The organism is Ruegeria sp. BB5 (genome assembly GCF_056539405.1).
In genome coordinates, this window is record NZ_JBQFUX010000001.1 from 380903 (window position 1) to 400183 (window position 19281).

The 19281-nt window shown below is 58.7% G+C and carries 21 protein-coding genes; 18 read left to right on the forward strand and 3 right to left on the reverse strand.

Translation table 11 applies throughout. The annotated features are described in order from the left end of the window. Position 1: 1 nt before the first annotated feature. The 12 genes from nuoG to ACR0DL_RS01955 all read left to right on the forward strand — a co-directional run bounded on the left by nuoG (position 2) and on the right by ACR0DL_RS01955 (position 13484). Positions 2-2023, forward strand: a complete 2022-nt coding sequence (gene nuoG, locus ACR0DL_RS01900; RefSeq protein ID WP_480687328.1) for an NADH-quinone oxidoreductase subunit NuoG — start codon at positions 2-4, stop codon at positions 2021-2023. Positions 2024-2218: 195 nt separating this feature from the next. Then, positions 2219-3256: an NADH-quinone oxidoreductase subunit NuoH gene (gene nuoH, locus ACR0DL_RS01905; protein WP_170348155.1), complete on the forward strand. Its 1038-nt coding sequence runs from the start codon at positions 2219-2221 to the stop codon at positions 3254-3256. A 2-nt stretch (positions 3257-3258) separates the two neighbouring features. Beyond that, a complete protein-coding gene (gene nuoI / locus ACR0DL_RS01910; RefSeq protein WP_170348157.1) occupies positions 3259-3753 on the forward strand; it encodes an NADH-quinone oxidoreductase subunit NuoI in 495 nt (164 codons plus the stop codon). After that, positions 3750-4160, forward strand: coding sequence for a carboxymuconolactone decarboxylase family protein (locus tag ACR0DL_RS01915; RefSeq protein WP_170348159.1), 411 nt, complete (start codon positions 3750-3752; stop codon positions 4158-4160). The genes nuoI and ACR0DL_RS01915 overlap by 4 nt, the downstream gene beginning before the upstream one ends. Continuing rightward, positions 4157-4759, forward strand: a complete 603-nt coding sequence (locus ACR0DL_RS01920; RefSeq protein WP_170348161.1) for an NADH-quinone oxidoreductase subunit J — start codon at positions 4157-4159, stop codon at positions 4757-4759. Before ACR0DL_RS01915 ends, ACR0DL_RS01920 begins: the two co-directional genes overlap by 4 nt. Positions 4760-4763: 4 nt before the next feature. After that, positions 4764-5069: an NADH-quinone oxidoreductase subunit NuoK gene (gene nuoK / locus ACR0DL_RS01925; protein WP_005984024.1), complete on the forward strand. Its 306-nt coding sequence runs from the start codon at positions 4764-4766 to the stop codon at positions 5067-5069. A gap of 6 nt (positions 5070-5075) precedes the next feature. Beyond that, on the forward strand, positions 5076-7223 hold the full coding sequence (nuoL, locus tag ACR0DL_RS01930; RefSeq protein WP_480636070.1) for an NADH-quinone oxidoreductase subunit L: 2148 nt from the start codon (positions 5076-5078) through the stop codon (positions 7221-7223). Next, positions 7223-8767 (forward strand): NADH-quinone oxidoreductase subunit M, encoded by a 1545-nt coding sequence (locus ACR0DL_RS01935; RefSeq protein ID WP_170348165.1) that lies wholly within the window; start codon positions 7223-7225, stop codon positions 8765-8767. The genes nuoL and ACR0DL_RS01935 overlap by 1 nt, the downstream gene beginning before the upstream one ends. A gap of 15 nt (positions 8768-8782) precedes the next feature. Next, the gene (gene nuoN, locus ACR0DL_RS01940) at positions 8783-10225 is read left to right on the forward strand and encodes an NADH-quinone oxidoreductase subunit NuoN (protein WP_170348167.1); all 1443 of its coding nucleotides are present in this window, start codon (positions 8783-8785) and stop codon (positions 10223-10225) included. Positions 10226-10279: 54 nt separating this feature from the next. After that, a complete protein-coding gene (locus ACR0DL_RS01945) occupies positions 10280-11029 on the forward strand; it encodes a biotin--[acetyl-CoA-carboxylase] ligase (RefSeq protein ID WP_480687330.1) in 750 nt (249 codons plus the stop codon). An 11-nt stretch (positions 11030-11040) separates the two neighbouring features. Next, positions 11041-11820, forward strand: a complete 780-nt coding sequence (locus ACR0DL_RS01950; protein WP_170360150.1) for a type III pantothenate kinase — start codon at positions 11041-11043, stop codon at positions 11818-11820. Continuing rightward, a complete protein-coding gene (locus ACR0DL_RS01955) occupies positions 11817-13484 on the forward strand; it encodes a ribonuclease J (protein ID WP_480687332.1) in 1668 nt (555 codons plus the stop codon). The genes ACR0DL_RS01950 and ACR0DL_RS01955 overlap by 4 nt, the downstream gene beginning before the upstream one ends. 3 nt (positions 13485-13487) lie before the next feature. Here the strand turns inward: ACR0DL_RS01955 and ACR0DL_RS01960 are convergent, their stop codons facing one another. Next, a complete protein-coding gene (locus ACR0DL_RS01960; protein WP_480687334.1) occupies positions 13488-14189 on the reverse strand; it encodes an NUDIX hydrolase in 702 nt (233 codons plus the stop codon). 25 nt (positions 14190-14214) lie between these two features. After that, positions 14215-14613, reverse strand: a complete 399-nt coding sequence (locus ACR0DL_RS01965; protein WP_170360144.1) for a DUF983 domain-containing protein — start codon at positions 14611-14613, stop codon at positions 14215-14217. Between the two features lie 199 nt (positions 14614-14812). Between ACR0DL_RS01965 and ACR0DL_RS01970 the strand changes: the two genes are divergently transcribed. From ACR0DL_RS01970 to ACR0DL_RS01985, 4 genes are read left to right on the forward strand one after another with little or no spacing between them, the layout of a single operon-like run. Further along, the gene (locus ACR0DL_RS01970) at positions 14813-15280 is read left to right on the forward strand and encodes an EF-hand domain-containing protein (RefSeq protein ID WP_170348176.1); all 468 of its coding nucleotides are present in this window, start codon (positions 14813-14815) and stop codon (positions 15278-15280) included. A gap of 6 nt (positions 15281-15286) precedes the next feature. Then, on the forward strand, positions 15287-15898 hold the full coding sequence (locus ACR0DL_RS01975) for an RNA polymerase sigma factor (protein ID WP_480687336.1): 612 nt from the start codon (positions 15287-15289) through the stop codon (positions 15896-15898). Then, positions 15873-16241 carry a hypothetical protein gene (locus tag ACR0DL_RS01980; RefSeq protein WP_254438695.1) on the forward strand — a complete coding sequence of 123 codons (369 nt, stop codon included), beginning with the start codon at positions 15873-15875 and terminating at the stop codon, positions 16239-16241. Before ACR0DL_RS01975 ends, ACR0DL_RS01980 begins: the two co-directional genes overlap by 26 nt. Continuing rightward, positions 16238-16711, forward strand: coding sequence for a periplasmic heavy metal sensor (locus ACR0DL_RS01985; RefSeq protein ID WP_170409226.1), 474 nt, complete (start codon positions 16238-16240; stop codon positions 16709-16711). Before ACR0DL_RS01980 ends, ACR0DL_RS01985 begins: the two co-directional genes overlap by 4 nt. Before the next feature lie 5 nt (positions 16712-16716). On the opposite strand, the gene ACR0DL_RS01990 is transcribed toward ACR0DL_RS01985, so the two are convergent. Then, positions 16717-18117: a diguanylate cyclase gene (locus ACR0DL_RS01990; protein WP_170409229.1), complete on the reverse strand. Its 1401-nt coding sequence runs from the start codon at positions 18115-18117 to the stop codon at positions 16717-16719. Between the two features lie 87 nt (positions 18118-18204). On the opposite strand from ACR0DL_RS01990, the gene ACR0DL_RS01995 reads away from it, so the two are divergent. Both ACR0DL_RS01995 and ACR0DL_RS02000 read left to right on the forward strand, forming a co-directional pair. Next, positions 18205-18489: a DUF3572 domain-containing protein gene (locus ACR0DL_RS01995; RefSeq protein ID WP_480687339.1), complete on the forward strand. Its 285-nt coding sequence runs from the start codon at positions 18205-18207 to the stop codon at positions 18487-18489. 24 nt (positions 18490-18513) lie between these two features. After that, a complete protein-coding gene (locus ACR0DL_RS02000) occupies positions 18514-19206 on the forward strand; it encodes an HAD family hydrolase (protein ID WP_170395775.1) in 693 nt (230 codons plus the stop codon). Positions 19207-19281: the final 75 nt, after the last annotated feature.

The following is a 19281-nucleotide window of genomic DNA, read 5'->3' on the forward strand; positions in this document are numbered from 1 at the left end:
GATGTCTGACCTCCGTAAGATCAATATCGACGGGCAGGAAATCGAAGTCGATGGTGCGATGACCCTGATCCAGGCTTGTGAGCAAGCCGGGGTCGAGGTGCCGCGTTTCTGTTATCACGAACGTTTGTCGATCGCAGGGAACTGCCGGATGTGCCTAGTTGAGGTCGTTGGGGGCCCGCCCAAACCTGCGGCGTCCTGCGCGATGCAGGTGCGCGATTTGCGCCCCGGCCCCGAAGGACAAGCGCCGGAGGTCAAAACGAACTCACCCATGGTCAAAAAGGCCCGCGAAGGGGTGATGGAGTTTCTGCTCATCAACCACCCGCTGGATTGCCCGATCTGTGATCAGGGCGGCGAGTGTGACTTGCAGGATCAGGCGATGGCCTATGGTCTGTCGGGCAGCCGCTTCAAGGAAGCCAAGCGCGCGGTGGACGATCTGGATCTGGGACCGCTGGTTGGCACTGCGATGACCCGCTGCATCAGCTGCACCCGTTGTGTGCGGTTCACGACCGAGGTTGCCGGGATCACTCAGATGGGTCAGACGGGGCGCGGAGAAGATGCCGAGATCACCTCGTATCTGAACCAGACGCTGGATTCGAACCTGCAGGGCAACATCATCGACCTGTGTCCGGTGGGGGCGCTGACCTCGAAACCTTACGCCTTTACGGCTCGTCCGTGGGAATTGACCAAGACCGAGAGCATCGACGTGATGGATGCCTTGGGCTCGAACGTCCGGGTGGATACCAAGGGGCGTGAGGTCATGCGCTTCCTGCCGCGCAACCATGACGGCGTGAACGAAGAGTGGATCAGCGACAAAACCCGCTTTGTGTGGGACGGTCTGCGGCGTCAGCGTTTGGACTGCCCATATATTCGCGAAAACGGCAAGCTGCGCCCGGCCTCGTGGCCCGAGGCGCTGACCAAAGCGTCCGAGGCGCTGAAAGGTGCCGAGAAACCGGCGGGTATCGTGGGTGATCTGGCGCCAGTCGAAGCGGCCTTTGCGCTCAAACAGATGATCGAAAGCCTGGGCGGTGTCGTCGAGTGTCGCACCGACGGTGCCCGACTGCCTGCGGGTAACCGTGGAGCTTATGCCGGGACTGCTGCGATCGAGGATATCGACAGAGCCGAGCGTATTCTGTTGATCGGCACCAACCCGCGTGAGGAAGCTCCGGTTTTGAACGCGCGTATCCGCAAGGCATGGGCGCACGGGGCCGAGGTTGCTCTGGTCGGTCCGGCTGTCGATCTGACCTATAAGTATCACCACATGGGTGATGACCGCGCAGCACTGCAAAAAGTCGTCGATATGGGCGGCGATGATGTGATCAAAGGCAAGGCCTCTCTGGTTGTTGTGGGGCAGGGTGCGCTGCAAGAGGCTGACGGTGCCGCTGTTTTGGCCACTGCGCAAGCCATTGCTGCAAATACAGAAAGCGGTCTGATCGTTCTGCATACAGCAGCCTCGCGCGTGGGTGCGATGGACGTGGATGCGACAAACGAAGGTGGTATGGACGCGATCAGCGCGGCGGACGTAATCTATAACCTTGGCGCGGACGAGGTCGAGATCGGTGAGGGCGCGTTCGTCATCTATCAGGGCAGCCATGGCGATCGGGGCGCACACCGCGCCGATGTGATCCTGCCAGGCGCCGCCTATACTGAGGAAAACGGCCTGTTCGTGAACACCGAAGGCCGTCCTCAGCTGGCCATGCGCGCAGGCTTTGCACCGGGTGAGGCCAAGGAAAACTGGGCGATCCTGCGGGCCTTGTCGGCCGAATTGGGCGCGACGCTGCCTTACGACTCGCTGGCGCAATTGCGCAGTGCGCTGATCGAAGCAGTGCCGCATCTGACGCGCATCGACGAGGTGATCGAAAACGAAGTGCAATTGATGGAGGCTGGCCCCCTAGGTACAGCCACTTTCCGCAATGCGATCAAGGACTTTTACCTGACCAATCCAATCGCCCGCGCCTCGCAACTGATGGCAGAGCTGTCGGCGCAGGCACAGGCACGCAAGGCCGGGAAGATCGCGGCGGAATGAAACAGACCTGTTTCATATCGCTTTTAGGCGCCTGCAATAAGGTGGCTGTGAAAATGCGCGTGAGACGCAACAATAAGGGTGGCGTAAGTGCGGCGGATGCTGTTTACACCAACGCGCCGACCCAGCCGCAGTTTGCGCAGGCAAATGGCCTTCGCAATTTACGCGGAAAACGGAATACCCACGGTGTGAGGACCAATGGCTGATTTCTTTAACACCCCAGGCGGAATAGCCATCATCATTCTGGCGCAAGTGCTTGCCGTTGTTGCCTTTGTGATGATCTCGCTGTTGTTCCTCGTTTATGGTGACCGCAAGATCTGGGCGGCGGTACAGATGCGCCGCGGTCCCAATGTGGTGGGCGTCTATGGCCTGCTGCAATCGGTGGCAGATGCGCTGAAATATGTGGTGAAAGAAGTGGTCATCCCCGCCGGGGCCGACCGCACGGTTTTCATTCTGGCACCGCTGACCAGCTTTGTTCTGGCGATGATCGCCTGGGCGGTGATCCCGTTCAACGATGGCTGGGTCCTGTCAGATATCAACGTTGCCATTCTGTATGTCTTCGCCGTATCTTCGTTGGAGGTTTATGGCGTGATTATGGGTGGTTGGGCGTCGAACTCAAAGTACCCGTTCCTAGGATCGTTGCGCTCAGCTGCGCAGATGATTTCTTACGAGGTTTCCATCGGCCTGATCATCATTGGTGTGATCATTTCTACAGGGTCGATGAATTTCGGCGACATCGTACGCGCGCAGGATGGCGGGCTGGGCCTATTCAGCTGGTACTGGCTGCCGCATTTCCCGATGGTCTTCCTGTTCTTCATCTCGGCGCTGGCGGAAACCAACCGCCCACCGTTTGACCTGCCCGAGGCGGAATCCGAACTGGTCGCCGGTTATCAGGTGGAATACTCGGCCACACCCTTCCTGCTGTTCATGGCAGGCGAATACATTGCGATCTTCCTGATGTGCGCGCTAACATCGCTGCTGTTCTTCGGTGGCTGGCTGTCGCCGATCCCGGGCCTGCCCGACGGTGTCCTGTGGATGGTTGCGAAGATGGCGTTCTTCTTCTTCCTCTTCGCAATGGTCAAGGCGATCACACCCCGCTACCGCTATGACCAGCTGATGCGGTTGGGCTGGAAAGTGTTCCTGCCGTTCTCGCTGGCCTGGGTGGTGTTCGTGGCTTTTGCGGCGAAATTCGACTGGTTCTGGGGCGCATTCGCCCGTTGGAGCGTAGGAGGCTAATCATGACGCAGATCGACTATACCCGCGCTGCCAAATACTTCCTGCTGCAGGACTTTTGGGTCGGCATGAAGCTGGGGTTGAAATATTTCTTCGCCCCCAAGGCCACCATAAATTACCCGCACGAGAAGGGTCCTCTATCCCCGCGGTTCCGGGGCGAGCACGCCTTGCGTCGTTATCCGAATGGCGAGGAACGTTGCATCGCCTGCAAACTCTGCGAGGCGGTTTGCCCGGCGCAGGCCATCACCATCGACGCCGAACCGCGCGAGGACGGCAGCCGTCGAACCACGCGCTATGACATCGACATGACCAAGTGCATCTATTGCGGCTTCTGTCAGGAGGCCTGCCCGGTCGATGCAATCGTCGAAGGCCCGAATTTCGAGTTCGCCACCGAAACCCGCGAAGAGCTGTTCTACGACAAGCAAAAACTGCTGGATAACGGCGAACGCTGGGAAGCCGAGATTGCCCGCAACCTGGAAATGGATGCGCCGTACAGATGAGTGACAAGCCCACAAACCCATTCGAGCAAATGCTCAAACAGGCACAGGACATGGCCAAGGCGATGAACCCGGGGCTCGAGAATTTCTCGCCCAAGGGGTTCGAAGCGCTGTGGCCCACCATGCCCAAAGAGGTCATGGAGATGATGTTCGGCAACACCGTCAACAAGGACGGATTGGACGCCAAGACCCGCCTGCTGCTGACGCTGGCCGGGCTGACCTGTCAGGGCGCGCAGGCGGATTCAGCGGTGCGTCAGACCGTGCGTCACGCGTTGGAAGCGGGCGCAAAGAAACAAGAGATCGTGGAAACGATCGGCCAGATGTCGGTCTTTGCCGGCATCCCGGCCATGACCCGCGCGCTGGATCTGGCGCAAGAGGTCATGGGCGATAACGAGGATGAGGATCAATGACCGTCTTTGCCTTCTACCTGTTTGCCATCAGCGCCATCACCGGCGGGCTGTTCACGGTGATCAGCCGCCAGCCGGTTCATTCGGTGCTGTGGCTGATCCTTTCCTTCCTCTCCTCGGCCGGGTTGTTCGTGCTGCTGGGGGCCGAGTTCGTGGCAATGCTGCTGATCATCGTCTATGTCGGCGCGGTCGCGGTGCTGTTCCTGTTCGTGGTGATGATGCTGGACGTGGACTTTGCCGAGCTGAAGGCCGAGATGGCGCGTTACATGCCATTGGCCTTGTTGATCGGTCTGGTCATTCTGATGCAGTTCGTCATGGCCTTTGGCGCATGGGACAGCGCGCAGGGTGCGGCGGCCAATCTGGCGCAGCCGGTTCCGGTGGACCGCCACAACACCGAGGCGCTGGGCGTCATTCTTTATGATCAATACTTCCTTCTGTTCCAGCTGGCGGGCCTGATCCTGCTGGTGGCCATGATCGGCGCCATTGTTCTGACGCTGCGCCACCGTCAGGACATCAAGCGTCAGGACATCATCGGCCAGATGATGCGCGACCCGGCCAAGGCGATGGAGTTGAAGGACGTGAAACCGGGGCAGGGACTTTGAGACGATGATCGGACTTGAACACTATCTTACGGTCGCGGCGACACTGTTCGTCATCGGCATCTTCGGTCTCTTTCTGAACCGCAAGAACGTCATCATCCTGCTGATGAGCATCGAACTGATGCTGCTGGCGGTGAATATCAACCTTGTGGCGTTTTCCAGTTTCCTCGGCGATCTGGTCGGGCAGGTGTTTACGCTGTTCGTGCTGACCGTTGCAGCGGCCGAGGCGGCGATTGGTCTGGCCATTCTGGTCTGCTTCTTCCGTAACCGCGGCACCATCGCGGTTGAAGACGTCAATATGATGAAGGGGTAAGAGAACATGGAAACTACCATCCTCTTTGCCCCGCTGGTGGGCGCGCTGCTTTGCGGGTTCGGCTGGCGATTCATTGGCGAAAAGGCCGCGATGTGGACCGCCACCGGCCTGCTGTTTCTGGCCTGTTTACTGTCGTGGATCGTGTTCTTCACCTTTGACGGGGTGACCCAGCAGGTCGAGATCATGCGCTGGATCGAGAGCGGCTCGCTCTCGACAAGCTGGGCCGTGCGGCTGGACCGGCTGACCGCGATCATGCTGATCGTGGTGACGACCGTATCGGCGCTCGTACACCTGTATTCCTTTGGCTATATGGCCCATGATCCGCAATGGCGCGAAGGCGAGAGCTATAAGCCGCGCTTCTTTGCTTATCTGTCGTTTTTTACCTTTGCCATGCTGATGCTGGTGACGGCGGATAATCTGGTTCAGATGTTCTTTGGCTGGGAAGGTGTGGGTGTCGCGTCTTACCTGCTGATCGGCTTCTACTACCGCAAGCCATCGGCCAACGCGGCGGCGATGAAAGCGTTCATTGTCAACCGGGTGGGTGACTTTGGCTTTGCGCTGGGGATTTTTGCGCTGTTCTTCTTGACGGACAGCATCAATTTTTCCGACATTTTCGCGTCGGCCCCTGAGCTAGCGGAAACGCAACTGCACTTCCTGTGGGGTGAATGGAATGCCATCGAGGTGATCTGTGTGCTGCTGTTCATCGGTGCGATGGGTAAATCGGCGCAGCTGATCCTGCACACCTGGTTGCCGGATGCGATGGAAGGCCCGACACCGGTGTCGGCGCTGATCCACGCTGCGACCATGGTGACTGCAGGTGTCTTCCTTGTCTGCCGCATGTCGCCGCTGATGGAGTTCGCGCCGGGTGCGACCGGATTCATCACCGTACTAGGCGCCTCGACCGCGTTCTTTGCGGCGACCGTGGGTCTGGTGCAGACCGACATCAAGCGCGTCATCGCCTATTCGACATGTTCGCAGCTGGGCTACATGTTCGTGGCCGCCGGTGTGGGCATGTATTCGGCTGCGATGTTCCACCTGTTTACGCACGCCTTCTTCAAGGCGCTGCTGTTCCTTGGGGCCGGTTCGGTGATCAACGCTATGCATCACGAGCAGGAAATGACCGAATACGGCGGTCTGCGTAAGAAAATCCCTTATACCTTCTGGGCGATGATGATCGGGACACTGGCTATTACCGGCGTTGGTATTCCGCTGACCACCATCGGGTTCGCCGGGTTCCTGTCCAAAGATGCCATCATCGAGAGTGCCTATGCTGGTGGGTCTGCCTATGGCTTCTGGCTGCTGGTGATCGCGGCTGCGTTCACTGCGTTCTACAGCTGGCGCCTTATCTTTCTGACTTTCTATGGTACGCCGCGCGGTGATCAGCATACGCATGAGCATGCGCATGAAAGCCCGATGACCATGTTGATTCCTTTGGGCGTGCTGTCCTTGGGCGCGGTCTTTGCCGGGATGATCTGGTATGGCAACTTCTTTGGTCATGCGGACAAGGTCGGCAAGTTCTATGGCATTCCGGTGGCCGAGGCGTCGGAGCATGCCGAGGCGGGCGATCATGGCACTGCGGATTCACATGCGGATGATGCACACGCTGATGAGGGGCACGCAGAAGATACTCATGCCGATGATGGGCACGGCGAGAAGGATGCGCATGGCGGTGATCACCACTATGTCTTCGCGGGTGAGCCGGGCGAGGGCGCGATCTATATCGCGCCGGACAACCATATTCTGGACGATGCGCATGCCGCCCCGAAATGGGTCAAGGTCTCACCCTTTGTCGCGATGGCGCTGGGTTTTGTCATGGCCTATTGGTTCTATATCGTGAACCCGTCCCTGCCGGGGCGTCTGGCACAGAACCAGCGTCCTCTTTACCTGTTCCTGCTGAACAAGTGGTACTTTGACGAGATCTACGATGCGATCTTTGTCAAACCCACCGTTGCGCTTGGTCGGTTCCTGTGGAAACGCGGTGATGGCAATACCATCGACGGCTTCCTGAACGGAGTTTCGATGGGCGTTATTCCCTTCTTTACCCGCCTCGCAGGCAAGGCACAGACGGGCTACATCTTTACTTATGCCTTCTGGATGGTTCTGGGTATCGCTGCCCTGGTCACCTGGATGTCGATCGGCGGAGGCGCACACTAATGGATAATATCCTCTCGATCGTCACCTTTATTCCGGCAGTGGCGGCAGGCATCCTGGCCCTGTTCCTGCATGGTGAGGACGCGGCTGCGCAGCGCAACGCGAAATGGGTTGCACTGGTGGCGACCACGGTGACCTTCCTTGTCTCGATCGGTATCTATACAGGGTTTGATCCGTCCAATACCGGCTTTCAGATGGTGGAAGAGGCCGAGTGGCTGCTGGGTCTGAAATACAAGATGGGTGTAGACGGTATCAGCGTTCTGTTCGTACTGCTGACCACTTTCATCATGCCGCTGACCATTCTGGCCAGCTGGCAGGTCACCGACCGCGTCAAAGAATACATGATCGCCTTCCTGCTGCTGGAAACGCTGATGCTGGGCGTATTCATGGCGCTGGATCTGGTCCTGTTCTATCTGTTCTTCGAGGCCGGCCTGATCCCGATGTTCCTGATCATCGGCATCTGGGGTGGGGCGAACCGGATTTACGCCAGCTTCAAGTTCTTCCTCTATACCTTCCTCGGCTCGGTGCTGATGCTGGTGGCGATGGTTGCGATGTATTCCGATGCAGGCACCACCGATATCGAAGCCTTGATGAGCCACCATTTCTCGTCCGAAGGGTTCAGCGTGCTGGGCGTTTACATCGTCGGCGGTATGCAGACGTTGATGTTCCTGGCCTTCTTTGCCTCGTTTGCGGTGAAAATGCCGATGTGGCCGGTTCATACCTGGCTACCTGACGCACACGTTCAGGCGCCGACTGCAGGCTCGGTTGTGCTGGCGGCGATCCTGCTGAAGATGGGCGGCTATGGCTTCCTGCGGTTCAGTCTGCCGATGTTCCCAGTCGGGTCAGCGGTGATGACTGATCTGGTGCTGTGGATGTCGGCCATCGCAGTAGTCTACACCTCGCTGGTGGCGCTGGTGCAGGAGGATATGAAAAAGCTGATCGCTTATTCCTCGGTTGCTCATATGGGCTTTGTGACTATGGGTATCTTTGCTGCGAACCAGCAGGGTATTGACGGCGCGATCTTCCAGATGCTCAGCCACGGGTTTATCTCGGCCGCGCTCTTCCTGTGTGTCGGTGTCATCTATGACCGGATGCACACGCGTGACATCGACGCTTATGGCGGTCTGGTGATCCGCATGCCCGCATACGCGCTGGTCTTCATGCTGTTCACAATGGCCAATGTCGGCCTGCCGGGTACATCCGGGTTCATCGGTGAATTCCTGACGCTGATGGGCGCGTTCCAGGTCAATACTTGGGTGACGGCTGTGGCTGCATCTGGCGTGATCTTCTCGGCTGCCTATGCGCTGTGGCTGTATCGCCGGGTCGTGTTTGGCGATCTGATCAAGGAAAGCCTCAAGGCAATGACGGACATGAGCTCGCGCGAGCGGTTGATCTTTGCGCCGCTGATCGTGATGACCATCCTGTTGGGCGTTTACCCGTCGCTGGTAACCGATGTGATCGGCAATTCGACCGCCGCGCTGATTTCGAACTATGACTCGGCTCTGGCCGCGGCTGAGGCCGCGACCCAGACGGCCGCCTCGCATTAAGGGAGCTTTGGAGACATGATCCAGGCTGATCTGACAATAATCCTGCCGGAAATCGTTCTGGCCGTGTATGCGATGGCCGCCCTTATCGGGGCAGTTTACACGACGAAAGACGCGCTGGCGCCAATTCTGGTGTGGACGACGGCGGGGCTGATGGCGCTGCTGTCCTTCTGGATTGCAACCAATGGCGATGGCACCAACGTGGCGTTCAACGGGATGTTCGTCGATGACGGGTTCTCGCGGTTTGCCAAGGTCGCGATCCTGCTTTCGGCTGCGGCTGTTCTGGTGATGAGCCAGGAATATATGACCCGCCGCGATCTGTTGCGGTTCGAATACCCGTTGCTGGTGGCGCTGGCTGCTGTCGGTATGATGATGATGGTCAGCGCAGGCGATCTGATGTCCTTGTATATGGGGCTGGAGCTGCAATCCCTGTCGCTGTACGTCGTGGCTGCGTTGCGTCGTGACAGCGCCAAATCAACTGAGGCCGGTCTGAAGTACTTCGTACTGGGTGCGCTCAGTTCGGGGCTGCTGCTGTATGGTGCATCGCTTGTTTATGGCTTTACCGGCACGACGCTGTTTTCGGGCATCATCCAAACGGTCCACCATGACGACATCTCGGTTGGTCTGCTGTTCGGCCTGATCTTCCTGATCTCGGGCCTTGCCTTCAAGGTTTCGGCTGTGCCCTTCCATATGTGGACGCCGGACGTGTACGAAGGATCGCCCACGCCGATCACCGCCTTCTTTGCTACCGCACCAAAAGTGGCAGCGATGGCGCTGTTTGCCCGCCTGATGCATGACGCCTTTGGTGGCGTAGTGAAAGACTGGCAGCAGGTGATCGTGCTGCTTTCGGTTCTGTCGATGCTGCTGGGTGCGGTTGCCGCGATTGGTCAGCGCAATATCAAGCGGCTGATGGCGTTTTCGTCGATTGCCCATATGGGTTATGCGCTGATCGGTCTGGCAGCGGGTACGGAAATGGGCATCAAAGCGATGCTGATGTATCTGGCAATTTACGTGACCATGAATATCGGCACCTTTGCCTTCATCCTGATGATGGAACGCGATGGCAAACCCGTCACTGATATCGATGCGCTGCGCCAGTTTTCTAAACGCGATCCGGGTAAGGCCTTGGCTGTTCTGATCCTAATGTTCAGCCTTGCTGGCGTTCCGCCAATGTTGGGCTTTTTCGCCAAGTTCGGCGTCTGGCAGGCTGGTATCAGCGCGGGTCTGACCGGGTTGGTGATCGTGTCGGCCATCGCCTCTGTGATCGGTGCGTTCTATTACCTACGGATCGTGTTCTACATGTATTTCGGGGCCGAGAACGAGGATCCGATCGAAACCCACTCGACCCCGGTTCTGTGGGTCGCGCTGATGGGGTCGGCGGCGTTGATGCTGGTGGGCGTTTTCTATCAGTTCGGCATCGAAGGCGCGGCTGCGGCTGCGGCAGCGACGCTTGTCAACTGACGTGTTTAACATCCAATTACAGGGGGCTCGGTCAAAAGGCCGGGCCTTTTTGACGTGACTGATTGGCCGCAAGGATACGGACTGCACATCGTGCAGGAAGTCGACAGTACATTGAATGAGGCTGCCCGGCTTGCCCCTACGGCGCCGGGCCCTGTGTGGATCATGGCGCATCACCAGACGGCGGCGCGGGGACGACGGGGTAGGGCGTGGGTCAACCCCAAGGGCAACCTGGCGGCGACCTTGTTAATGCGACCGCAGGGTAATCCGGAACAAGCGGCCTTGCGCAGCTTTGTGGCGGCCTTGGCGCTGTTCGACGCCTGTGTCGCGGTCACCGGTCGCGCCGACGGGCTGTCATTGAAGTGGCCCAACGACGTGCTGCTGAACGGGGGCAAGCTGGCGGGCATCTTGCTGGAAAGCACCGGAAAGGGCGGGGGCGTGTCGTATCTGTCGATTGGCATCGGTGTAAATCTTTCCGAGGCGCCCCCAGCCTATGCGGTGGAACAAAGCGCGGTGCGGCCAGTCTCTCTGTTGTCGGAAACCGGTGCCGCAGTGCTGCCCGAGGATTTTCTGACCGAATTGGCCGCGGCTTATGCACAATATGAAATTCAGTTCGTGACCTACGGGTTCGAACCGATTCGCACTGCCTGGCTGTCTCGTGCCGCTCGCTTGGGTGAAGTGATCACCGCGCGAACCTCGACATCTGAAACGGTTGGAACCTTTGAAACCGTGGACTCGGGCGGCAACCTTGTCCTAAAGACCGCAAAAGGCCGTGTCAGCATTCCTGCGGCGGACGTGTACTTCTAAAGGGGGCTCAGATGCTTCTGGCTATCGACTGCGGCAACACCAATACCGTTTTCTCGATCTGGGACGGCGAAAAGTTCCTGTGTACCCTGCGCACCTCGACCCATCATTCGCGTACGGCGGATGCCTATTTCACTTGGTATTCGACGCTGGTGAAACATTACGGGATCGAAGCGGAGATCACTGACGTGGTGATCGCCTCGACCGTGCCGCGTGTGGTCTTTAACCTGCGTATTTTTGCTGATCGCTTCTTTGGGTGTCGGCCGCTGGTTGTGGGCAAGCCTGAATGCCTGTTGCCCGTGGCACCGCGCATTGACGAAGGAACAATCCCCGGCCCGGACCGGTTGGCCAATGCCGTGGGCGCGTTTGACCGCCATGGCGGCGATGTAGTTGTGGTCGATTTCGGGACGGCCACGAATTTCGATGTAGTGGCCCACGACGGGGCCTATGTTGGCGGCATCATTGCACCGGGTGTGAACCTCAGCCTTGAGGCTCTGCACCAAGGCGCGGCTGCATTGCCGCATATCGACATTACCCGCCCGGAAAAGGTGATTGGTACGAATACTGTTGGCTGCATCCAGTCCGGCGTGTATTGGGGCTATTCCGGTTTGATTGAAGGGCTGATTGCCCGGATCAAGGCGGAATACGGCATGCCGATGAAAGTGGTCGGCACCGGTGGGCTTGCGCCTTTGTTCGATCAGGCGGATGTCGGGTTTGACGCGATCGAAGAAGATCTGACGATGCACGGGCTGACCGTGATCCATCGCTATAACAAGGATAATGGCTCGACATGAGCAGTGAACGACTGATCTATTTGCCGCTGGGTGGTGCCGGCGAAATTGGCATGAATGCGTATGTCTATGGCTATGGAAAGCCCGGGAAAGAGCGTCTGATCCTGGTGGATCTTGGCGTGACCTTTCCGGATATGGACACGACGCCGGGCGTTGATCTGATCCATGCCGATATCTCGTGGCTGCGCGAAAGGGCGGACCGACTCGAGGCCGTATTCGTCACCCACGCGCACGAAGACCACGTCGGCGCCGTGGCCCATTGCTATGAGACACTGGGCGCACCTGTTTATGCACGCGCCTTCACCGCCAACATTGCCCGTCGCAAGATGGAGGAACATGGCCACCCCGAGGACGCGGTCCGCACGGTATCGGCCTGGCCCGAGCAGGTCTCGGTCGGTCCCTTCACGATTGGCTTCCTGCCTGTGTCGCATTCGATCCCCGAAAGTGCTGCGCTGGTGATCGACACGCCCAAGGGGCGGATTGTGCATACTGGTGACTTCAAGCTGGATGAAAACCCCGTGGTGGGTGAGCCCTTTGATCCCGATCTGTGGGCCGAGGTCGCGAAATCCGGTGTTAAGGCGCTGGTCTGTGACAGCACCAATGTTTTTTCTGGCCATGCGGGTCGTTCGGAATCCGAGGTTGGCCCCGAGATCACCAAACTGGTTGAAAGCGCCGAAGGTATGGTGGTTGCGACCACCTTTGCATCGAACGTTGCACGGGTGAAAACACTGGCCGAAGCGGGCCAGCGCGCCGGGCGTTCGGTTGTGTTGCTGGGTCGTGCTATGCGACGGATGATCGAAGCCGCGACTGAAACTGGAATCCTCACGGATTTTCCCAAGGTTGTCAGTGCCGAAGAGGCCGTGGACATGCCGCGCCAGAACCTGATGCTGATCGTGACCGGCAGCCAGGGCGAACGCCGCGCCGCCAGTGCCCAACTGGCGCGGGGCAAATACCGCGGGCTGGAGCTGAAAGAGGGTGATCTGTTCCTGTTCTCATCCAAAACCATCCCCGGAAATGAGCGCGGCGTGATTTTCATCATGAACCAGCTCAGCGAAAAGGGTGTGGATGTGGTGGATGACAGTTCAGGTCTGTACCACGTGTCCGGCCATGCCAACCGACCGGATCTTGAAAGAGTTCACGCCCTGATCGACCCGCAGATGGTGATCCCGATGCACGGCGAGCATCGGCATTTGCGTGAACACACTAAACTGGCCGAGGCCGGTGGGCGTACGGGCATTCTGGCCGTCAACGGAACGATGGTTGACCTGACAGGCAATGCGCCGCAGGTGGTGGATTATATTGAAACCGGCCGCACCTATCTGGACGGCACCGTCAAGGTCGGGGCTCTGGACGGGATCGTGCGTGACCGTATTCGCATGGCTTTGAACGGGCACGTGACCGTGACGGTCATTCTGGACGAAGAGGACGAGCCGCTGGGTGAGCCGTGGTGCGACACGATGGGTTTGCCTGAAATCGGGACGTCGCGGGCGGCGCTGATTGAAGTGTTGGAAGAGGACCTGAACCAATTCCTGATGCGGGCCGAGGCCAAGACGTTGCGCGACGATGACAAGCTGGAGGAAGCTTTGCGCCGCATCGTGCGCCAGACCGCCAAGTCAGAAATCGGTAAAAAACCCGAGGTGACGACGGTTGTCAGCCGGATGAGGTGACGCCTATTCCGCGTCGGGCATGGGATAACCCTTGAGCTGCAAGAACAGGCTTTGTTCTTCGGTATGCAGGTATAGCGGCACTGTGGCGGGTGGTTCGGGATTTGTAGCCCGGGCCGCTATTTCCGCAAGAACGACCTCGGTAATGAAGGGCAGGTCCAGTTCGCGCGCGCGGTCCAGCGGGACCCATTGCAAATGGGACAGCTCATCCGACGCGCGGCTGAAATCATCCAGATCCCCCTGAATGGCGTTGGCATCGACCAGAAAGAACCGTGCGTCGAAACGGCGTGGGCGCCCCGGAGGGGTCACAGCACGGAACACAAATTGCAGCGCGCTGGCCGATGGGCGGTAACCCAAGTCGGCAAAGCCCTGCCAATCGTCCGGAACTGTGCCGCTCCACCCGCCGGGATCCCCCAGGATCAGCCCTGTTTCTTCCCACAATTCACGAATTGCGGCTGCGGCCAGTGCGTTTTGCAATCCTGGTTCGGACTTTTCGTCCAGCCTGTCGCTGCACAACGCGGGCAGGGGCGTGGCCAAAGGGACCGAGCTGTCCTCGGCATCGACTGCACCGCCGGGAAACACGAACTTATTGGGCATGAATACGGCCTTTGCACCGCGTTGCCCCATCAGGATGGACGGCTCGATCATACGATCTCGCAGAACGATGACCGTTGCCGCGTCCCGTATCGCTGATTTGTCGACTGTCATGTTCTGTGCGAGCCGATGGGCGAGGTCATTGCGCTTTTTCGAATCCGTGCATGCGACGTGCCCATTGGTACGCGACAACCGCCCCCTTCAGCCGAGGCAGCAGGAACAAGGACAGGGCCGTACAACCGATGGCAAAGATCAGGAACATGGTCATCGGTTCCGGGCGAAACTCTACATAAGACACGTGAAGGGCCGGTGCCATCAGGTGTCCGACCAGCAGAATGGTCAGGTACGCCGGACCGTCATCTGCCCGATGGTGAAACAGCTCTTGCCCACAAGAGTCGCAGCTGTCCTTGACCTTCAGATAGCCTTTCAGAACCTTGCCCTCGCCGCATTTGGGGCAGCGACAGCGGAAGCCTTTGACCAAAGCAGGCCAAGTGGGGCGGTCATTCTCAGTCGTGGTGTCGATCGTTTGATCTGTCATTGTAAAACTCGCGCGTTCGTTTGAGCCGGATAATGCGCTTGTTTTGCCCTGAAAAAAAGAGGGGTGCGTCGCTTTGTGGCGTGGGGTGTTGGTAAATGCCTGCAAAGTTTTTTGGATTTTTGCGACGGAAAGCATCCAGCCCTGCGTTTGAACTTATGTGAGCAGCGGCGATGGGGCCGCCAAACAAAGGGAAAACGACATGAAAAGCGCCAAATTCATTCCGGCCATCCTTATCTCGGCTATTGCAATCACAGGTACGTCCGTATTGGCGGCCGGACCAAAGGATCGTGAACCTGCAAGCTTTCAAGAACTGGATGCCAATGGTGACGGTCAACTGACGCAGGAAGAATTGGAGGCCCACCGCACGCAGCGATTCTCGAACGCTGACGCTGACGGCGACGGCAAACTGAGCGTCGAAGAAATGCAGGCCGCTGGCCAAAAACGCGCCAATGACCGCGTGACCAAGATGTTCGAAAAACACGACGCCAATCAGGACGGCTTTCTGAGTGAAGACGAGTTGCCCAAACCGCGCCGCGCTGGCAAGATGTTTGACCGTATCGACGCGGATAACAGCGGAACGATCTCGGAACAGGAATACGCCGATGCGAAAGAGCGGATGGGTCGCAAGCACAAGAAACACGGCAAGGCGGACTCTGACGACAGCTGATGAAGGATGGAGGATCTGACCTCTCCATTACAGGATGTCCGCGGCGCAGAATGTGCCGCGGATACGACAGATGATGCGTTGCTGCGGCAGTTCGCGGGCGGCGACGCGGCGGCTGCCCGTCAGTTGACTGACCGGTTGGGGCCGCGTTGTTTTTCAGTCGCGATGCGAATGCTGGGCAACCGGGCCGAGGCCGAAGACGTAACGCAGGACGCCATGATGCGGCTGTGGCAGATGGCCCCAAAATGGGTGCCGGGGCAGGCCAAGGTGTCCACCTGGCTGTATCGGGTCACGCTGAACCTGTGTGTGGATGTGCAGCGCAAGAAAAGGCCGGACCGTCTGGACGATGTGCCAGAGCCCGAGGATGAAGACCTGAGCGCTACCGAGCGGCTACAAGAAGCGGCGCGTAAGGATGCGCTGCAATCAGCGTTGTCACAATTGCCAGACCGCCAACGGCAAGCGGTGATTTTGCGGCATATCGAAGAACTGCCCAACCCTGAAATCGCCGGGATCATGGGCATTTCGACTGAAGCGGTAGAAAGCCTGACCGCGCGCGGAAAGCGCGCCTTGGCGGCAATACTGGCAGGACGGCAAGATGAACTGGGGTACGAAGATGGCTGAAGATGACATGAAATTGGACCAGTTGTTTGCTCAGGCACGGCAAGACCGGCCGGAACTGCCCGATGATCTGGCGGTTCGCATTCTGACGGACGCCGAAACGGTGCGTCTTGACCGGATGAAACCTGCAGATCCACCGCGTTCTGTCTGGGCGCGGCTGCTGGACGGGATCGGAGGCTGGCAGAGCATGGGTGGTTTGGTCGCGGCCAGTGCCGCAGGGGTTTGGATCGGATTTGCCGCGCCCGACTTTCTACCTGACCCGGCAACGATTATTTTTCCGCAGGACACCAGCTTTGTGGTCGCTGACCTTGGCCTGGACACAACTTTTCTGGAGGACGCCGAATGAGCGATAATGCCAAACCCAAAAGACGGTGGGTGACGGTTCTTTTGACCGTATCGCTGGCGCTGAACCTTTTGGTTGTCGGGGTCGCTTTGGGCACTGTTTACAGGGTCAAAGGCGGGCATCACGTCAAGGGTCCGCCCGGATTTGCCCCAACATTGTACCGGGCGCTGCCCAAAGAAGAACGGAAAGCGTTGCGCGGTGAGTTGTCTGAGCGGCATATCAAGGGGGCGAAGATGCGGTCGCAGGACTTTGCCGCGCTTGAGGCAGCCTTGCGCGGGGAACCGTTCGATCCCGAGGCGGTGCAGGCGCTGCTGCAGCAACAGGCGCAAGCCATGGCCGAATTGCAAAGCGCATTACAGGATAAATGGCTGGACCGCATCACCGCGATGACTGACGCGGAACGTCAGGCTTACGCGGACCGGCTGCAGGAAGTGGTCGAGCGCAAGGCGCATGGGCGCAAGCACAAGGATTGATCGGTTCAGGCTGCGCTCTGCCGGACCCGAACCTGGTTGCGCCCAGCCGACTTGGCAGCATAAAGCGCGGTGTCGGCCGATTTGATCAACCCCTCCAACCGGAGTGGTTGAAGTGATTGCGACAATCCGTTTGGTTGGGCTGCGATTAGTCCAATACTGATCGTGACCGGTATTGGGGCAGGGGCGTCTGGCAGCTCAAAAGGTTTGTCACGGATGCAATCACACAAGCTTCTTGCTAGTTTCAGTGCTTTGGCCTGCGTTGCTTCGGCGAGGCCAATCATGAACTCTTCGCCACCGATTCGTGCGATGAACCCGGCCGAGCCAATCGTTTGTTTCATCCGGGCCGCTGCCTCGGCCAGCACCAGATCCCCGCCGGTGTGGCCGAAGGAGTCGTTGATACACTTGAAGTGATCCAGGTCAGCCAGCATCACCGCAAAACCTTGTTCGGTCCGCGCAGCCTTGTGCATGATCTGATCCATCGCGTGCATCGCATATCGGCGATTGTGCAGGCCGGTTAACGGATCGACCCAGGAATCCTCCAACCCGCGCCTGAGCGACGCGCGCATCTGGTCCAGCCGGGCCTTTCGCACAATCTGGTTTTCCAGGCGCAACAGCGTTTCTTCGGGGCAGAAACTACCCATGCAAATCGCGTCGGCACCCCGATCAAGCGCTTCGGATGCCAATTCGGTATTCTCTTCCTCAAGAACACCAATCAGAACCGTATGCCGCGTAGTGCTTCGCGATTTCAGATCGGCCAGCAGTTTGAGGTCCGACGGGTTTGCACTGACCTCGAACACGATGGCATCAGGGACAGGTCCCGACAGAATACCCCGAAGGTTGGATGTTGTATGAGCGGATAGGTTGTGCGGTGTCTGCTTGAATAGGGCCTTTTTCCACAGAGCGCTGGTGCATGACGATTGTGTCAGAATAGCGACTCGACCGGTTTTCGCAGGCATGATCAGCGCAGCGCTGGGTTCGGCAAATCCGATGGGGTGCGAACTGGTTCCAACCTGCAATTCTTGGGTATCGGCGCGCGCGCGCAACAGGCTGCGAACCCGCGCAAGCAGGAACGTATCTTTGAACGGGTGGGCCAGAACATCGTCCAACCCGTCAGCCAGCGCCTTCAACCGCGCGGCCTTGTCGTTTTGCTGCGCGATCGCAACCACCGGCACATCGGTCAAATCCGGGTCTGCCATGACAAGCTTCTTTACGTCAGCGGCAGTGCCGTCCGGCAAGGTTTGCGAGGTCAGTACCAGGTCGGGCCTGGCACGCCGTAAAAGTCCGGGCAGACCCTGAAGCCGTTCACCCTGAACAACGTGATACCAAGCCGCAGTTAGCTGAACCTTCAGCATGATGCGATTGGTTGAGGCCCCGTCGAGGACAAGGATGGTTCCCTGCACGGACATATCAGTCACCATTGATTGCATGCGTTGCTAAAGTGTTTATGAGTCTGGTTAACAAACCCTTTCCAAGACCTGATCCGGGGCTACTTTATGTCAATAAACGCCCAATCTGCCGAAACGCTGGCGCTCAATGTTCTGGGTTGGCTGGTGGGCAATGAAGAATTGCTGCCAATTTTCCTTGGCTCAACCGGTGCATCGACACAGGACCTGCGCGAAAGAGCAGGCGAACCCGAGTTTCTGGGGTCGGTGCTGGAGTTTCTTATGCTTGACGACTCGTGGGTAATCGCCTTCTGTGACGCGAATTCCGTGCCCTATGACCTGCCTGGACAGGCCCGCGCGGCTTTGTCCGGTGGCGCTGACGTCCACTGGACCTGACCCACAACTTTGCAGGAGCATGCAATGCCTATCGACGCGATCCTGTTCGACAAGGACGGCACCTTGTTTGACTTTGCCAACACCTGGGGGGCTTTCGGGCGCAATGTCGTGTTGCGCCTGGCCGACGGAGACCCTGCACGCGCTTCAGAATTGGGGCGTGTTATCGGCTTTGATCTGGAAAGGGCCACCTATTCCGAGGACAGCATCGTCATCGCCGGTACGGTTGATGAAATCGCCGAAGCCTTGGTTCCGCATCTTCCCGACATGACGCAGGAAGATCTGGTCGATGTCCTGAACACCGAATCGGCGTCGGCTCCGCAGGCGCAGGCCGTGCCATTGGCCCCCTTTTTGGAAGGTTTGAAACAGGCTGGGCTAAAGCTGGGCGTGGCCACAAATGACGGTGAGATGCCAGCGAAACAGCATCTCTCATCGGTCGGGATTCGCGATCATTTTGACTTTGTCGCGGGCTATGACAGCGGCCACGGGTACAAACCAGGGCCCGGGCAGTTGCTTGCCTTTGCGACCCATGTAGGCGTGGCACCTGAACAGGTGGCCATGGTGGGCGACAGTCTGCACGACCTGCAAGCTGGTCGCGCTGCCGGGATGACGACAATTGCCGTTCTCACGGGCATGGCCCCGGCCGAAGCACTGGCGCCCATGGCGGATGTCGTGTTGCCGGATATCGGGCACATTCCCGACTGGCTGGCGAAAAACTGATCACGCTCCAGCCGATTTCGTCGCTTCGGGATAAAAAACCGACAAAGTCTGTCGCAGACAGAGCGGCCAGCCCCC

Excerpts from the sequence above, each read along its gene's own strand:
- nuoG (WP_480687328.1), top strand. The coding sequence starts at position 2 with ATGTCTGACCTCCGTAAGATCAATATCGACGGGCAGGAAATCGAAGTC.
- nuoH (WP_170348155.1), top strand. The coding sequence starts at position 2,219 with ATGGCTGATTTCTTTAACACCCCAGGCGGAATAGCCATCATCATTCTG.
- nuoI (WP_170348157.1), top strand. The coding sequence starts at position 3,259 with ATGACGCAGATCGACTATACCCGCGCTGCCAAATACTTCCTGCTGCAG.
- ACR0DL_RS01915 (WP_170348159.1), top strand. The coding sequence starts at position 3,750 with ATGAGTGACAAGCCCACAAACCCATTCGAGCAAATGCTCAAACAGGCA.
- ACR0DL_RS01920 (WP_170348161.1), top strand. The coding sequence starts at position 4,157 with ATGACCGTCTTTGCCTTCTACCTGTTTGCCATCAGCGCCATCACCGGC.
- nuoK (WP_005984024.1), top strand. The coding sequence starts at position 4,764 with ATGATCGGACTTGAACACTATCTTACGGTCGCGGCGACACTGTTCGTC.
- nuoL (WP_480636070.1), top strand. The coding sequence starts at position 5,076 with ATGGAAACTACCATCCTCTTTGCCCCGCTGGTGGGCGCGCTGCTTTGC.
- ACR0DL_RS01935 (WP_170348165.1), top strand. The coding sequence starts at position 7,223 with ATGGATAATATCCTCTCGATCGTCACCTTTATTCCGGCAGTGGCGGCA.
- nuoN (WP_170348167.1), top strand. The coding sequence starts at position 8,783 with ATGATCCAGGCTGATCTGACAATAATCCTGCCGGAAATCGTTCTGGCC.
- ACR0DL_RS01950 (WP_170360150.1), top strand. The coding sequence starts at position 11,041 with ATGCTTCTGGCTATCGACTGCGGCAACACCAATACCGTTTTCTCGATC.
- ACR0DL_RS01955 (WP_480687332.1), top strand. The coding sequence starts at position 11,817 with ATGAGCAGTGAACGACTGATCTATTTGCCGCTGGGTGGTGCCGGCGAA.
- ACR0DL_RS01960 (WP_480687334.1), bottom strand. The coding sequence starts at position 14,189 with ATGACAGTCGACAAATCAGCGATACGGGACGCGGCAACGGTCATCGTT.
- ACR0DL_RS01965 (WP_170360144.1), bottom strand. The coding sequence starts at position 14,613 with ATGACAGATCAAACGATCGACACCACGACTGAGAATGACCGCCCCACT.
- ACR0DL_RS01970 (WP_170348176.1), top strand. The coding sequence starts at position 14,813 with ATGAAAAGCGCCAAATTCATTCCGGCCATCCTTATCTCGGCTATTGCA.
- ACR0DL_RS01975 (WP_480687336.1), top strand. The coding sequence starts at position 15,287 with ATGGAGGATCTGACCTCTCCATTACAGGATGTCCGCGGCGCAGAATGT.
- ACR0DL_RS01980 (WP_254438695.1), top strand. The coding sequence starts at position 15,873 with ATGAACTGGGGTACGAAGATGGCTGAAGATGACATGAAATTGGACCAG.
- ACR0DL_RS01985 (WP_170409226.1), top strand. The coding sequence starts at position 16,238 with ATGAGCGATAATGCCAAACCCAAAAGACGGTGGGTGACGGTTCTTTTG.
- ACR0DL_RS01990 (WP_170409229.1), bottom strand. The coding sequence starts at position 18,117 with ATGTCCGTGCAGGGAACCATCCTTGTCCTCGACGGGGCCTCAACCAAT.
- ACR0DL_RS01995 (WP_480687339.1), top strand. The coding sequence starts at position 18,205 with ATGTCAATAAACGCCCAATCTGCCGAAACGCTGGCGCTCAATGTTCTG.
- ACR0DL_RS02000 (WP_170395775.1), top strand. The coding sequence starts at position 18,514 with ATGCCTATCGACGCGATCCTGTTCGACAAGGACGGCACCTTGTTTGAC.